At 59.1% G+C, this 14620-nt stretch carries 12 protein-coding genes and 2 pseudogenes; 2 read left to right on the forward strand and 12 right to left on the reverse strand.

The window, feature by feature from the left end; all coding sequences use genetic code 11:
* Positions 1-228 (forward strand): annotated as a pseudogene (locus LMTR3_RS16200) (IS630 family transposase); the annotation flags it as partial.
* Positions 229-1061: 833 nt separating this feature from the next.
* Here LMTR3_RS16200 and LMTR3_RS16210 read toward each other — a convergent pair.
* The 12 genes from LMTR3_RS16210 to LMTR3_RS39805 form a co-directional block, all read right to left on the reverse strand.
* Positions 1062-2063 (reverse strand): ABC transporter ATP-binding protein, encoded by a 1002-nt coding sequence (locus LMTR3_RS16210; RefSeq protein ID WP_065746092.1) that lies wholly within the window; start codon positions 2061-2063, stop codon positions 1062-1064.
* A complete protein-coding gene (locus LMTR3_RS16215; protein ID WP_065746093.1) occupies positions 2060-3085 on the reverse strand; it encodes an ABC transporter ATP-binding protein in 1026 nt (341 codons plus the stop codon). The genes LMTR3_RS16210 and LMTR3_RS16215 overlap by 4 nt, the downstream gene beginning before the upstream one ends.
* A gap of 7 nt (positions 3086-3092) precedes the next feature.
* The gene (locus LMTR3_RS16220; RefSeq protein WP_065746094.1) at positions 3093-3968 is read right to left on the reverse strand and encodes an ABC transporter permease; all 876 of its coding nucleotides are present in this window, start codon (positions 3966-3968) and stop codon (positions 3093-3095) included.
* A complete protein-coding gene (locus tag LMTR3_RS16225; protein ID WP_065746095.1) occupies positions 3968-4909 on the reverse strand; it encodes an ABC transporter permease in 942 nt (313 codons plus the stop codon). The genes LMTR3_RS16220 and LMTR3_RS16225 overlap by 1 nt, the downstream gene beginning before the upstream one ends.
* Before the next feature lie 66 nt (positions 4910-4975).
* Positions 4976-6580 (reverse strand): ABC transporter substrate-binding protein, encoded by a 1605-nt coding sequence (locus tag LMTR3_RS16230; RefSeq protein WP_065746096.1) that lies wholly within the window; start codon positions 6578-6580, stop codon positions 4976-4978.
* 1451 nt (positions 6581-8031) lie between these two features.
* Positions 8032-8220, reverse strand: coding sequence for an isochorismatase family protein (locus LMTR3_RS16235; RefSeq protein WP_065746097.1), 189 nt, complete (start codon positions 8218-8220; stop codon positions 8032-8034).
* Positions 8221-8297: 77 nt separating this feature from the next.
* Positions 8298-8852 (reverse strand): isochorismatase family protein, encoded by a 555-nt coding sequence (locus tag LMTR3_RS16240; RefSeq protein WP_065746098.1) that lies wholly within the window; start codon positions 8850-8852, stop codon positions 8298-8300.
* A 473-nt stretch (positions 8853-9325) separates the two neighbouring features.
* The gene (locus LMTR3_RS38565; protein ID WP_176721920.1) at positions 9326-9469 is read right to left on the reverse strand and encodes a hypothetical protein; all 144 of its coding nucleotides are present in this window, start codon (positions 9467-9469) and stop codon (positions 9326-9328) included.
* On the reverse strand, positions 9466-10641 hold the full coding sequence (locus tag LMTR3_RS16245) for a CaiB/BaiF CoA transferase family protein (RefSeq protein WP_210184708.1): 1176 nt from the start codon (positions 10639-10641) through the stop codon (positions 9466-9468). Before LMTR3_RS16245 ends, LMTR3_RS38565 begins: the two co-directional genes overlap by 4 nt.
* Before the next feature lie 79 nt (positions 10642-10720).
* The gene (locus LMTR3_RS16250) at positions 10721-11659 is read right to left on the reverse strand and encodes an HpcH/HpaI aldolase/citrate lyase family protein (RefSeq protein WP_065746100.1); all 939 of its coding nucleotides are present in this window, start codon (positions 11657-11659) and stop codon (positions 10721-10723) included.
* A gap of 836 nt (positions 11660-12495) precedes the next feature.
* The gene (locus LMTR3_RS39800; protein ID WP_283809300.1) at positions 12496-12810 is read right to left on the reverse strand and encodes a reverse transcriptase domain-containing protein; all 315 of its coding nucleotides are present in this window, start codon (positions 12808-12810) and stop codon (positions 12496-12498) included.
* The gene (locus LMTR3_RS39805; protein ID WP_283809299.1) at positions 12758-13195 is read right to left on the reverse strand and encodes a reverse transcriptase domain-containing protein; all 438 of its coding nucleotides are present in this window, start codon (positions 13193-13195) and stop codon (positions 12758-12760) included. Before LMTR3_RS39805 ends, LMTR3_RS39800 begins: the two co-directional genes overlap by 53 nt.
* Before the next feature lie 811 nt (positions 13196-14006).
* Here LMTR3_RS39805 and LMTR3_RS36450 point away from each other — a divergent pair.
* Positions 14007-14238: pseudogene (locus LMTR3_RS36450) on the forward strand (transposase); the annotation flags it as partial.
* Between the last annotated feature and the right edge of the window lie 382 nt (positions 14239-14620).

A 14620-nucleotide genomic window follows, 5' to 3' on the forward strand; every position in this document is an offset into this window, starting at 1 on the left:
TTCCGCGTCAATCAGGTCGAGCGCTGGTTCGCTGAACTCACCAGAAAGCAGATCCAGCGAGGTGTTCACACCTCCGTCAGGCAGCTCGAGGCCGACATCCGCTCCTTCATCGACCTGCACAACAAAAGCCCGAAGCCCTTCAAATGGACCAAGTCCGCAGACCAGATTTTGGCTTCGGTCAAACGCTTCTGCCACAAAGCCCAGCAGACTTTATGTGGTGAACTTTAGATTCACGTGACTAGATTGCCCCCGACATCGAGCACGCTTCGGGTGGCGGCACGAAGTCTCAGAGACGCGAGCCTCTCGAACTTCGCGGCAATGGCGGCATCCCAACTCATGTCGGCCCCGTCTGAAGAACGCATAGTGAGTATCCTGCCATTTTTCAAAACTACTTCAACAGTAATTCCGTCCTCATCCCCGTCAGCCACGAGCAACGACGTCTTCTTTGCAATTTCCTCAACATCCCGACCCCGAATGACTCCCGGACGCGTCGCAGTTCCGTGACGGCTTTTCCGAGCAGTGCAGCAATGGCAGTGAACTTCGCCGACAACTGGGCCTGCAACGTGTTGTGATAAGGGGGTTAGCTAGCCAACACTCTAGGCGCGGTGTAGCTATTCAGTCCCGTTGCAGTTCGGGTCACCATGGCTCGCTCTACCTGAGCCGGCGCAACACCGGCGGGTTGGAGCGAACGAATCACAAGCATCGTGCCTTGATTTGACTGCGCAAGCGGGGAACGGCCAGTTCGTCCAATCCATTTAAGGTAACGCTCATCACGTCAAGGTCGCGCTCCTTGGAAGCTTGTACAGTGTTGGGAGGCAGTTCTGTTGTCGCAATATTCTGTAACCTCAGCAAACGCGACGGTCCGACTTCCTAGTCCGCATAAGTTCCTCCCTGTTGAGTAAGTGCTCGCGACGACTGATCTAGATACGCCGATTCACCAGGTCAGCGGAGCCAAACTCTTGCAGTACGTCCAGGAACTGGGTTTGATCAGGTCGACCCAACGGCTATCGGCATGTGGCCTCAAGGCACATGTGGACGACACTCCTTAGTTTTGAGGTAACTCACGTCGCCGAAGACAGCACGCCGCGATACCCATCTTCTCGCAGATGGCAGGCTACATGATGGCCAGGCGACACTTCGCGCAATTGCGGGACCTCTGCTTGACAGCGCTGCGTTGCAAACGGACAGCGAGTGTGGAAATGGCAGCCCAACGGTGGATTCAGGGGGCTCGGAACGTCTCCCTCGATCAGCAGTCGTTCACGCTTCTGCCGAGGATCTGGGACCGGTGCGGCGTCTATGAGTGCCTTGGTGTAAGGATGGAGCGGCTCGCTAAAGATCGCCTTCTTCGAGGCAGTTTCCACGACGCGACCAAGGTACATAACCGCAATGCGGTGGCCAATATGTTCGACTACACCGAGGTCGTGGCTAATGAACAGGTAGGCGAGCTTGAATTCCTGCTGTAGGTCCACCATGAGGTTAAGCACCTGCGCCTGAACCGAGACGTCCAAAGCCGAGACCGGCTCGTCGGCAACAATGAGGCTCGGGTTGACGGCGAGTGCGCGCGCTATCGCGAGCCGCTGGCGCTGACCTCCCGAAAACTCAAACGGATAACGTCGCATGGCGTCGGAACGCAGCCCCACGTTCTGTAAGATCGTCGCAATCCGTTTCTGACGCTCAGTGGCCGAGAGGTCTTCGAAGTTCTCGATCGGTTCACCCACGATATCGGCTGCCCTAAGCTTGGGGTTGAGCGATGCGTAAGGGTCCTGAAAAATCATCTGCACGTGCCGACGGTGCCTTCGCAGCTCTCGCTCGTGCAGGTGTGTAATGTCCGTGCCATTGAGCCGAATGGTTCCGCCAGTGGGCTCTGCAAGACGCATGACGAGTTTGGCTACCGTAGACTTGCCGCAGCCACTTTCGCCAACGATACAAAGCGTCTCGCCTCGCGCAATCGAAAAGCTCACGCCCGCCACCGCCTTGACTTGCGCGAGCTCACGACGCAGAAGTCCGCGATGCACTGCAAAGTTCTTCTGAAGCTTGGAGACCTCAAGCACGGGCGCATTCATGCTTCTATCTCCGACGAGGCTTCCCAACATGCGACGAAGTGTGTGCCTGCGACTCGCTCGAAGGGTGGCGCCCCGGCGCAACAACGGTCCGTCGCCCGAGCGCAACGCGGTGCGAACGCGCATCCCGTGTTCGGCTGGTTAAGAGTCGGCACCATGCCTGGAATCTCGATAAGGCGAGACGCCCGCTCCGATCCCGCTCGTCCGCGCGGAATTGAAGCAATCAGGCCGCGCGTATATGGGTGGAGGGGGTGCTCGAAGAGTTCGGTTACCTCGGCCTCTTCGACCTTGCGGCCCGCATATGTGACGATGACGCGCTGACAGGTTTCGGCGACTACTCCGAGATCGTGAGTGATCAGAATAACTGCGGCGCCAATGGTCTTCTTCAACTCCAGAATCAGACGCAGGATCTGCGCCTGGATGGTGACGTCGAGCGCTGTTGTCGGCTCGTCGGCGATCAGCAGCCGCGGATTGCAGGAGAGTGCCATCGCGATCATGACGCGCTGGCGCATTCCTCCGGAGAACTGGTGCGGATAGTCCTTCAGTCGCCGCTCAGCATCGGGGATGCGCACGAGCTTGAGCACCTCAGCCGCACGCGCCATTGCCTCCTGCCGGCTCCTCTTCTGATGGATCATCACTGCCTCGGCGATCTGTTCACCAACAGTGAGCACAGGGTTCAGCGAGGTCATAGGCTCCTGGAAGATCATCGCCATGCTGTTGCCACGAATGTTGCGCATCTCGGCTTCGCTCAATGCAAGGATGTCGCGGCCATCGAAGCGCACGCGACCACCAACAGTGCGCGCGAGCTCCGCAGGCAGAAGGCGGATTATCGAGAGCGCGGTGACACTCTTGCCACACCCACTTTCGCCCACGATCCCTAGCGTGTCGCCGGCATTGATATCGAAGCTCATGCCATCGACCGCGCGCGTGACACCGTCGCGAGTAAAGAAGTGCGTGCGCAGATCCTCGACGCTGAGGATGGGTGCTGCGGGTGCGTTGGGAGTTTTGACTGCAGTGAGTGTCATGGTCGGCTTACATCCGGCGCGCGAGTCGGGGATCCAGCCGGTCGCGCAGTCCGTCCCCCAGCAAGTTGACGGCGAGCACTACGACGGTCAAGAACGCACCAGGAAAGAAAATGGTCCAAGGGGCTCGCGCAAGGTAGAGTTTGTGTGCAGAAATCATGTTACCCCAGGTCGGGATCTCTGGAGGCACTCCAATGCCCAGAAAAGACAGCGCCGCCTCCGATAGCATGGCCGCCGCGATGATGAACGTGGCCTGCACGATCACCGGCGCCACAGCGCTGGGCAAGATGTGACGCCGGATAATCTTGAAATCACGACTGCCGGAGGCGACCGCCGCTTCCACGAACGCGAGTTCGCGCGTCGAGAGGACTACCGACCGCACGAGGCGCACTACGCGCGGTATTTCTGGCAAGCTAATGGCGATGATGACAATCCCAATGCCCCCCTTCGTGAGTGCGACTAGCGCAATTGCAAGCAGGATGGAAGGAATCGCCATCATCGCATCCATGAACCGCATGATAATACCGTCGACTCTGCGGTAGTAACCGGCAACCAAGCCAATGACGAGACCGATGATGATGGACAGGACCGCAACAGATAGTCCGACCGCCAATGAGATGCGCGCGCCCTGGATCGTCCTTGCGAAAACGTCGCGGCCAAAAGAATCTGTGCCGAACCAATGCTCGGCATCTGGAGACAGCAGCCGATCGCTGGGGGAGATCGCCATTGGGTCGCCAGTCAAAAGGGGCGCAGCGACTGCGGCTATACCAATAATGGCGAGCAACGCCACGCCCAGCACAATCGTCGGATTCCGGAGCACGAACTCGCCTAAGCCCGCGTGAACCCGCAGTGGCACTGCGGCAGTTGTGTTTAGAACAGCGGCCATCAGTAACGGATCCTTGGATCGAACAGCGCATATGAAAGATCAACGAGCAGATTGACTAGCATGTAGACGCCAGAAAGGATAAGCGTGACGCCCTGGATAATTGGATAGTCGCGACGCGTAATGCCGTCTACGACGAGCCGGCCAATGCCCGGGATGTTGAAGACGGTCTCGGTAACAATTGCCCCACCGATGAGAAACCCCACGCCCATGCCGATCACTGTCACGATTGGCAACGCGGCGTTCTTGAGTGCGTGCTTCAGCAATAGTCGCGCACTACCAACTCCTTTGGCGCGCGCCGTCCGCATGTAATCCTCACTGAGCACCTCTAGCATGGTGGCACGAGTGATGCGGGCAATCAGGGCGACATAGGGCAGGCCCAGAGCCAGTGTCGGCAGGGTCAGGCTGCGCAGCCATGGCCCCACCCCATTGGCGATCGGCGAGTAGCCTTGCACCGGCAACCATTTGAACTTGATCGAGAAGAGGAAGATGAGGACATAGCCTACAACGAAAAGCGGTATCGAAAAATCCAGCACAGCAAAACCCATCACACACCGGTCGAACGCCGTACCAGCTTTTGCAGCCGCAGCGATGCCGAGCACCAGCGCGATCGGCACCGCAAAGACGCTGGTCGTGAGGGCAAGAGAAATCGTGGGCTCAGCGCGCTGAGCAATCAACCTTGTAACGGGCTCGCCCCACACAATAGACTGGCCAAGATCGCCGTGCGTGAGGTTCACCACCCAGAGAAGGAACTGCCTCCACAACGGCTCGGCGAGGCCGAGTTGCTGGCGTATCTGCGCGATCGCCTCCGGTGTTGGGTTATCACCCGCCATGATCGCCGCGGGGTCACCGGGCGCCAAGTGTAAGAGCAAGAAAACGATGATCGCCACGATCGCCATGACCGGGACTGCCGAACTCAGACGACGAATGATGTAGCTGCCCATTGAATTCAATGCTCTTCGCATGCGCTCCAAGAAAGTCCAGGCGCAACCTAATTTCAGTGCCTATTGCTATGCTTTCTCGACGTTCCACCACACGGGACTCGCCCAGCTGAATGTGTTGGGCTGCACCCCTTTGATGTTGACGCGCATGACTACCGGCTGAAGCCATCGCCCGAATAACACCTGTGGCACGAAGTTCCATTCGTTCTCCTGCATCTCTCGCGCGACCTCTCTGCGCTCTTCAACCGTTTCAGCGAGCACCCACCTGTTACGCAACTCTTCGTTTTTTGAGTCGCTCGCCCATCCAAACCAACCCTTCTCTCCATTCGCCTGATGATAGGAAAACAGAGGATTGCCGAGGAAAAAGCCTGGTGCCGTGCTAGTGAACACGTTCCAACCGCCTTGGTCGGGAGACGACTTAACGGCGCGGCGCGCCGTCACACCCGCCCAGTCCATCGGCTCCAACCGAACGTTGATGCCGGCCCGTCGCATCTCGTCGGCGAGAATCTCCGCAGCGTCCTTCGCGATGGACCAGTTGGTGGCCTGCAACAAAACGACGGGACGTCCGTCATAGCCACCCTCCTTCAAGAGCTGCTTCGCCTTTGTATAGTCAGGCGCGGCCCTGAACCAACCGGTATTCGCGTCGTTCTCCGTGGATGTGCCGCACCCAAAGCTTGAGGCGCATGTCTTGTAGTAATCGGGATTGGAGATGATGGCCTTGAGATAGTCCAGCTGCTTGACGATGTACAGAATCGCTTGGCGACACTTGACGTTGTTGAACGGCGGATGAAGATGGTTAAATCGAATCAAGCCGTTTTGACCCAACTGATCCAGCACCTGGAGCTTGACGTTCTTGTCCCGGGAAAGCTGTTCCAGCAGATCAATCGGCGGCTCGTCGTAGAAGTCAATCTCACCTGCCTGTATGGCTGCAATTGCGGTTTGGGCGTCCGGCATGGCCATGTAGGTCAGTCGATCGATCTTTACCAACTTACCGCCCGCCATGCCGCTCGGTGGCTCCTTGCGGGGCACGTAGTCGGGGTTCCTATCGTAAACGTACTTCGCTCCCGGCTTGGTTTCGGTCAAATTGAATTTGAAGGGGCCGGAGCCAATGACCGCGTCGATCTTTTGCGCAGGATCCGTCTCAGCCTCCTTCTTACGCATAATGAAGCAGCCGCCATCACTGCTACCTGCCAGCCCCTCAAGAACCAGGCCGAAGCGCTCCTTTAATTGGATGCTGAATATTTTAGTGTCTCTGGCACTAATATCTTTCACATGCGTCATCATGAGCTGACCCAAAGGAGATCGTGCCGCCCAACGCCGAATTGATGGGATGACGTCCGCGCTGGTGACGGCCGCGCCGTCGTGGAACTTGAGGCCGTCGCGCAGCTCGAAGGTCCAGGTGAGCTTGTCGTCAGACAATTCGTACTTGCTGACCATCTGGGGTTGCGGCCTTTGCTGAAGATCGAGGCCGAAGAGCGTATCGTAGACCTTTGCGGCGTGATACGTAGTCAAAAGGCTCGTGCTCACCACAGGGTCATAGCTCGTGAGGTCGACGCCACCGGCTGTGATGGTCCTGCCGCCGCCGTTTTGACCGAGCGCAAGCTGAGGCGCTGCGATGGTCCCTGCGAGAGCGAGACCTCCTTGCATAATGCTACGGCGAGTGAGATTGCTCATGTTGACTCCTTGAAATATTTCAAGAAAGGATCGCAGCGCCGACGATCTTTCGGCGACTAAGAACAAGGCTTGCGACAGCAGTATTACTAAGCACGGCGTGCTATATGCGGCAAAAGCGAGGGTAGCCGCGCATGAAACGATCACGAAGCCTGTGCCTACGCAGCTTTTCTGCGCCTATCGCCCCTGTTCACGACGTCCCCCTAAAATGTTGTTGATTTGACCTCGTGCTGCCATTGAGCTCGCGCCCTCCGTAATTTCTGATTGTAATGAATTTAAGGGTTCTTAAGACGCCGCGGCGCATGCGCTCAAACGAGACAGCTCGTGGCCGCCACGATCATCGTCTCGCCCAGCTCCAGCAAGAACGCCATGGGTGAGCGCGACCCGTGGAGGCAGCAGACCAAGAAGCGCAACCCGTAGCTCGTCGGGATAAGGCCCACATCGACATCGATGCGGACAGCGAGCTGGTACACACGGTCACGACCCTGGCGGCCAACGAGGCGACGTCGAGCAAGTTGCCGATCTGCTGCACGGCAAGGAAGAACACTTGTGGGGCGACTGGGGTATCGCGGTGCTGCGAGCCGCGTGCAGCGCCCGATGTTCAATGGCTCATCGCCGCCAAGTCGAGTGAGGTCGCCAACCTGCCTGCCGAGTCAAGATTCATGCGCGAGTGCATGAATAGGCCAGAGTGCGCGCCGACGGCGAACATCTGTTCCGGGCGGTCAAGCGTCAGTTCGGGCAGGCGAAGGTGCGCTTCCGCGACCCTCCAAGAAGACGGCGCCTATCGTCACGCCGTTTGCCCTATCGACACTGTCGATAGGGCGAAAGCAGTTGACGATGATGCTGCGAGTGGTCCGATCGAAAACTGCCGGAGGGCCAGAAACGAGCCGCAAATGCACTCAAACGCGAGATCCTCGTTCGGCACGTCGCAATATAATTAGGATGTGCAGCGCCGATGCGGCTCACGTTTCGCGTTGTTCGAACCTTCCCTAAGCCGCCAGCTCTTGCTGCACGCGTCTTGTCTCTCAGCGGCTGAATAGCCCCTGCCGCTGGCACCGCCACCTTGGAACACGGCGGCGAAACAGCGATAGACGTTCTTCCGCGGACCGTAGTAGGTGCCTTCAGGTAAGTAGCCCGCCTGTCCGGGCTCGAGCCAGGTCTGCGGGTCCACGCTCATGCGACACCCTCTTGCGGAGCTGGCAAGTTGTGCTGGGTGCCACGGCGAGCAAAATTCGCCGTTGCTGCGGGTGAGGTTGATTTTGTAGTTCTCCGCAGTGCCCTACTCACCCATCAGCAGGCACTTGCATTCGAGACGCGCTCGCGATGACCGCTCCACGTCTTCCCGATTCACGACTCGCAAGTGTTTGCTCTCGTATTTATTCTTGTTCCAGCCTGCCTTCCTTCAAGGGCCGGCAGCCGCGGCGCTTCGCCCGTCGATCTGTCACAATGATGTCTCATTGCATCTCCAAGGCTACCTTCCTCATTGCGCGGCCAGGTCCGCGAGCGCGGACTCGACCCAGCGGGAAGATGCTCTTGAAGCTCATCGCGTGGGCCTCGGGCGAAACCGTCGCCATCAGGTCCTCCACCATCACCTCCCGGTGGCCGCGTTCGAAGGCACCGCGCACGGTCATATTGGTCGCCATTCCACCTAATCTCAACGCGCTCTAGTTCGGGAGCCGCCGGCCAAGCGAGGGCGGACTCTCGCCTCAACCGGCGGTTTTTAGCCGGCGTTCAGCGCTGCGAGCACCGCGGCGGTGTCGGTCACCTCGCCCAGACGCGGAAATATATTGCGGACGCTGTGGTGGTGGGCCTCTGAGGCTGGATCCGTCATAGCATCCTCAACGAGAACGACATGATAGCTGTGCTCGTGCGCCTGCCGTGCGGTCGATTCCGCGCCGATGCTCGTGGCGATGCCGCAGAGGAACACCTGCGTTACGCAGAGACGCTTCAGGAGTTGTTCCAAACCCGAGTCGTAAAACGCCCCCCACCGCGGCTTCGTGATCACGTGATCGTTCGTGTGTTGCGACAACTCCTCAACGAGTTCCGCCCAGTCGGCTGGCGGATCGAAATTGCCCATCGTATCCGTTCGGCCTGGCGCACCGCCAGCGACGTTGACGAGCACCACCGGAAAGCCGCGATGGCGAAAGGCGCGGGCAAGGGACGCCGACCTGTCCGTGATCTCCTTCGTGGGACGGGCCATGGGCAGGCTGACGTTGCCCTTTTGAAGGTCAATAACTATGAGCACCGGCTGCTTGTCCAACTGCGAGAGCGGCATGCGAACTCCTTTGATCATTGTAGTTTGGCCTGGTCGCCCGGCCCTCTCGGAAGTATCGTTCTAAGAGAATGAACATCCTGGGGAGCCCGGAGACCGCGGTCATCACGGGCAAGCGTGTGGAATCCCGGGTCCCTCATATGAGCCCAACAATGAAGCCGAGCAGACTGGTGGACCCGGTCGCACCGAAGTAGGCGGTTCCCCGGGGCAGCTGTCCACCATCTTGCTTGAAGCGCTGAGATAGCAGGTTCGATGGCCTCAATCGAGAAGGCGAAAGATGAGCCGGCAGTGGCGCGTTCGCTCGCACGCGGGCACTCAGTTCAGTCATCGACGAAGCGAAAGCGAGTTTGACCGGCGTCACTCACAACCCACCCTGCCGTAGGCGAGGCGACGGGAAATGCGCCGTCATCAAACTCGTCGGCGTGTCGATGCACCGGGCAATCAGGTTCAAGAGCGTTTGCTTTGCCGCCTCACGGTCATAGCTGGCGTTGATAAAGTCCGGGCGCCAGTTGGATCAGGTCGTGGATGGCGTCGCCGCTGAATAGCCAACCCGGCTCGACCGCAGAGTCGAACTCTTGAAATCGAGTCGACGCGGATATCCCCAAAAACTGTGTCTTCATGCCGCCGCTCCGTTCGCCCGCATCGCAGCTAGCTCATCGTCCGCAAAACCAAATTGTGCGAGCACCTCCTCCGTATGCTCTCCGAGCATCGGAGCGCGAGTAGTGAGCTTGTCTCCCACTCCCATCTGGACCGCTTTGCCCATGGCCTTGTACTTACCAACTCTCGGGTGTTCGTGCTCCACAACGATCCCTTCAGCCACCACCTGCGGATGGTCGAACATGTCCTCCATCGATCGGACCGCAACGCAGGGGACCTTGCCAAGTAGCAACTGCTCCCATTCGAGCGCAGTGCGCTGAACAAGGGCGTCCCTTATCAAGGGACGGATCTCGTGCCTAAGGACGTTGCGCTTGACCAGCGTGTCGTAGCGGGGGTCGTCCGCCAACTCTGGAAAACCGAGATATTCACAAAGGTTCTTCCAGAATGACTGAGTGGTGGCTTGCAGGTAGAGGTGGCCGTCCTTGGCAGGATAGATTCCCGAGTAACTCTGTCCCCAAAAACGCTGGATATCCCGAGGCTCGCCCTCGGCCCATATGAAGTTGCCAGCTTGCAGCGAGATGGCTGACCGCAACAGCGAGGCCCTCACATGCTGCCCCTCGCCCGTCCGTAGCCGATGTACGAGCGCTGACAAAATTGCGATCGTGACTATAGAGGCCGAATAATAGTCCACGATCGAACCTGTCATCACTTGCGGTTGTCCGCCCGTAAAGACGCCCTGCATCGCGGCTATGCCCGTGAAGCACTGCAGCATGGTGTCGAAGCCCGGATGATCGCGCAAAGGACCGTTTTCGTTTTCGCCATACCCTGTGAAACTGCAGTAGATGAGATCAGGGCGTCGGCGTCTTAGCGTTTCGTAGTCAATACCAAGCCGCGCAGGAACTGCGGGACGGAAGTTGTGTACAACGACATCGGCCTTCTCTACCAATCGGTAGAAAGCCGCCAGGCCATCGGAATGCTTCAGATTTAGCACAATCGATCGCTTGTTTCTGTTTGCTCCCAGAAACGTTCTATTCTCTTCATCTAAGCTCGATGGATAATTCCGCGTGTTGTCGCCCGCGGGAGGTTCGATCTTGATGACATCGGCACCCACATCACCCAGGAGCGCGCACCCGTACGGCCCCGCGAGATATGCGGTGAGATCAAGAACAACTATACCTTGAAGAGCTTCCGCCACACTCACCTCTCGCATTCAGGTTAGATTTTCGCTGAAAGTCGCAGTCGCACTACTTGGTCGGCGCGAAGCTTTGTTTTATTCAGTATGCGGGGACGTCGAGGGTCGGAATATCGCTGACGTTAATTCCCGCCGCCTGGGCCCTTTTGAGCATGCCCATCGCAGCCCGAATGTTAGCATAGTCAACCAGCATTGACTTATAACGAACCGCGGCCTCGCCACGAGAAACAGCTTCCGCAAAAGCCGAGACGATTTCGCACGCCTCATCGACTTCGCTTTGCGATGGCGAGTAGATTTCGTTGACTAGGGGGATGTGGCTAGGGTGGATTACTGACGCCCAAGTCGCACCCATGCGCTTGGACCTTTCATTGATCCGCCGGACCGACTCGAGGTCCAACTGCACCGTCATGGAGGCTTCAACGTGCACAATTCCGGCTGCGCGAGCTTGCAGCACGGAATAGGCACCGAAGTAGATCCCTTCTTCCGTCGCGTCATTGATGCCCAAGGAGCGGGCCCCGTCTCCACCGGGGGCCGGACCACAAGCAACGCCTGCCCGTTTGACCCGCTGGGAAGCCATGCAGATGTTGTAGATTCGGTACATCGCCGCTGCAGTTTCTGCACCCGGAATAATCTCGATTCGGCCGACCGGCAGACCCCGCGACCTCTCCAACTCCCCAAGCACAAGGTCCAGAGCTGCGATATCTTCCGGATCTTCAGTCTTCGGCAGCGTCACTCCATCAAGACCATCGATTACGATGGCACTCAGGTCGTCGAGCAGAAAACCTGTTCGCCACCCATTGAGCCTCACGAATCGCCCGAAGGCGCCGGTTCGTAGCTCGTTGATTGCTATCGCGACCGCCTCCCGAGCCGCAGCTTTCTCAGGAACTGCGACCGAGTCTTCGAGATCGAAGACCAAGGCATCCGCTCCATATTTGGGTGCCTTCAACATCCAGTCAAGTTTGTTTCCAGGGACGTACAGCATCGAGCGATACCACTTGGCGTCCCGAAAGGTCTGAGGCATCTATTTTCCGTAAACTTTCAAATTTGCCGGCCCGATCTTCACGAATAACTTATCTGAAAATGCCGCAGCATTTCACTAGATGTGTCGCTGATGCCGTGGAATTTCTGCGCATGACGCGCCTTGAGCGGGTTTTATGCACTGGCCGCATATGGACGCTCCTCCCCGAAGCGATACGACGAGGGCGGCTTGCCTCTATTCCGTTGTGATTGATCCGAGCGAAGCCAGGTTCTTAGTCCCGAAGCTCGCAGTGTTGTGTACCCAAATATCGGTTCGGGATTTAAGTGCAGGTGTCCTCGGTCGTGGTCGAGTAGCTCAGCATTCGGCTTTCGCCCTCACGGATCCGGGCATGCGGCTTTCCCGCACCCGGCTCTTCCCGAGAGTAACCGCGTCATATCCGCGCCTGCGTGCGAGTGATGCGTAGAGAAGGCGGAAGCGTCCCGTCAGGGTCGCAAACTCCGACCAGCCCATGCGCCGACTTTCTGGCTGCGCCGTCTCAGGCAACGTAGCCAGGTCTGACGCACTTCGCGGTAGAAGCCGTTGAGCGCTGGATAATTGTGTGGCCCGCCATAGTAGCCATAGTGCCCGCGCAGTACGGCAGCGAACCACTCGTGCTGCGTGGCCAGTGGCGCGTGCACGAGCCGCCAAGCGTCCTGGCGCAACGCCGTCAGCTTGCGCGTCAGGCGTTTCCCCTCCGTCTTGTGCTTCACGATGAACCGGCCACCTCAGGTCCGCCCGCAGCAGTGGGTGAAGCCGAGGAAGGCGAAGGTCTCTGGCCGCGCTCGCCCCGCCGCTGCCGCGAGAGGGCCGTGAACCGGCCAAACTCGATCAGCCGCGTCTTATCCCCATGGAGCGTCAGGCCGAAGCTGGCCAGCCGCGCCTTGAGGGCCAAAGAGCATTTCCTGCGCATTGGCCTTGCTCTCGAAGCCCACGACGAAGTCGTCCGCATAGCACACAGTCACAACGCGACCGCGTGCATGGCGACGACGCCATTGGTGGACCCAGAGATCGAGGACGTAGTGTAGGAAGATGTTGGCAAGGAGCGGGCTGATGCCCGCCCGTTGCGGCGTACCCCTGTCCGCGTCTTGCTTCTCGCCGCTCTCAAGAACGCCAGCTCGCAGCCGCAGCTCGATGAGCCGTAAAGATGCGAGGATCGGCGATCCTGTGCGCCACCATCCGCAGCAGCCACTCGTGGTCGACCGAGTCGAAGAAGCTGCGAATGTCAGCATCGAGCACCCAGTTCACGCGCTGGCTCATGATCGCCGTATGCAGGGCATCAAGCGCTATATGGGGATTCCGCCCCGGCCGGAAGCCGTAGGAGAACCCGAAGAAGTTGACCTCATAGACGGCGCTCAACACCTGGGCCACCGCGCTTTGGACGATCTTGTCCTGCAGCGCCGGCACACTGAGAGGCCGCTTACCGCCATTGGCTTTGGGGATGGAGACGCGCCGCACCGGCTGTGGCCGGTAGCGACCAGTGTGGACCCGTGCGCAGAGATAGCGGATGTTATCGGTGAGCCCTTTTTCGTACTTCGCCACCGTTATCCCATCGCCCCCCCGCGCTGGCCTGCCGCTTTTGTCGTCGAAGCGCCCGAAGCAGAGCGTCTTCGTCGATGTGGTGCAGCAAGGCTGTGAACCGGGTTTGGGCAGCCTGCTTGGCCGCCGCGTTCACCCGCTCGAGATTCGGCGGCAAGGCAACCCGGCTCTGAGTCCGGCCCGTGGCCTTCTCGCGCGGGCTCCTCTCGGGCCGGCCGCTTCCCTCCATACGTCTCGTTTCCTTACGACTTCACAGCTGCTATGGACCAGTCCGACTCCCGACCTCAGCTCGGACCGCGGCTCTGGCAGTGCCTTGCCGCTGTCCCCCATTGGAGACCAATCCAATGGACCCGGTCGGGCCTCTCATGTTCCGATGATTGCCTTCCATGCGTGATCCGGCCATCGACCCCCGACGGAGCGGCATCGTCTCGCATAGCGACGATGCTCCTGTTGCCTTCGTGACTAGGGACCACACTCGGTCTCCGCGAACATCCACCTTTCAAGGCTCATTCCAGTCCCCCGCATGGCTCCTGTCTGCACTTCGGACCTCACGTTGCCGCGACGCCCTCAAAACTCGGTCCCGGCTTGCCTGCTACAGCTTTGGCCGGATGAGACTTGCCCCCACAAGCAATCATCAGCTTGGCATGACGTACTCTCCCGTGATGGTGTAGCTCAGTAGAGCAAGGCCGTCCGCACGCGCGGCCTCAGACAGTGCCGTAGCGGGCGGACGGCTTTGCGGTGATCACCGGCGCGTCGCCGGCAGGGGCGGGTTGCTGACACCAACCTGATTGGAGGAACCACCAATGCCGATGAGATGATGAACCTACGGACGCTCGTGGAGAAGACCCCTGATGCGGATCTTCTGCGCGAGATGATCGGCTTTGCCGCTCAGCGCCTGATGGAGCTGGAAGTGGAAAGGCAGACCGGGGCAGCCTATGGCGAGAAGAGCCCCGAGCGTCTGGCGCAGCGGAACGGCTACCGCGACCGCATTTGGGAGACTCGCGCGGGCGCGGTCGAACTGCGCATTCCCAAGCTGCGCAAGGGCTTAGGGCGTGTCGTGGGACTCGCAGAGCGAAATAGCTTGAGTGCGAGCGCGGCCGCCGATCAGCACCCGCGGCCTTATTCGCACCGCGTCCAAGGGCATGCCGGTTGCGCCGAATCGCATTCTCGTCTTCGGTGCCTCTGTCGATGTATTTCGAAGAGACCCCGCGACAGCCGGCGCTTCGCCAATTCTCGAAGCTCCTTTTGGTTGAAAAAATTGTTCATGCAGCTCAACTCCGCCGTCAACGGACGCCAGAATCATGCTCGTGGTCCTCATCGGTTCGTTTTGTCATCTTCTTCTAAATGGAACGAGAGGATAAACCTGTGCAAGTTGACATGACGCAGAAATTCGCCGATTGACGCCGTATTTTCGCAGTTATTAGCCGT

The sequence above is a fragment of the Bradyrhizobium sp. LMTR 3 genome, from assembly GCF_001693485.1.
GTDB lineage: Bacteria > Pseudomonadota > Alphaproteobacteria > Rhizobiales > Xanthobacteraceae > Bradyrhizobium.

Bases quoted from the DNA above. Each gene is read 5' to 3' on its own strand.
- LMTR3_RS16210 (WP_065746092.1), bottom strand. From the start codon at position 2,063: ATGAATGCGCCCGTGCTTGAGGTCTCCAAGCTTCAGAAGAACTTTGCA.
- LMTR3_RS16215 (WP_065746093.1), bottom strand. From the start codon at position 3,085: ATGACACTCACTGCAGTCAAAACTCCCAACGCACCCGCAGCACCCATC.
- LMTR3_RS16220 (WP_065746094.1), bottom strand. From the start codon at position 3,968: ATGGCCGCTGTTCTAAACACAACTGCCGCAGTGCCACTGCGGGTTCAC.
- LMTR3_RS16225 (WP_065746095.1), bottom strand. From the start codon at position 4,909: ATGGGCAGCTACATCATTCGTCGTCTGAGTTCGGCAGTCCCGGTCATG.
- LMTR3_RS16230 (WP_065746096.1), bottom strand. From the start codon at position 6,580: ATGAGCAATCTCACTCGCCGTAGCATTATGCAAGGAGGTCTCGCTCTC.
- LMTR3_RS16235 (WP_065746097.1), bottom strand. From the start codon at position 8,220: ATGGCGACCAATATGACCGTGCGCGGTGCCTTCGAACGCGGCCACCGG.
- LMTR3_RS16240 (WP_065746098.1), bottom strand. From the start codon at position 8,852: ATGCCGCTCTCGCAGTTGGACAAGCAGCCGGTGCTCATAGTTATTGAC.
- LMTR3_RS38565 (WP_176721920.1), bottom strand. From the start codon at position 9,469: ATGAAGACACAGTTTTTGGGGATATCCGCGTCGACTCGATTTCAAGAG.
- LMTR3_RS16250 (WP_065746100.1), bottom strand. From the start codon at position 11,659: ATGCCTCAGACCTTTCGGGACGCCAAGTGGTATCGCTCGATGCTGTAC.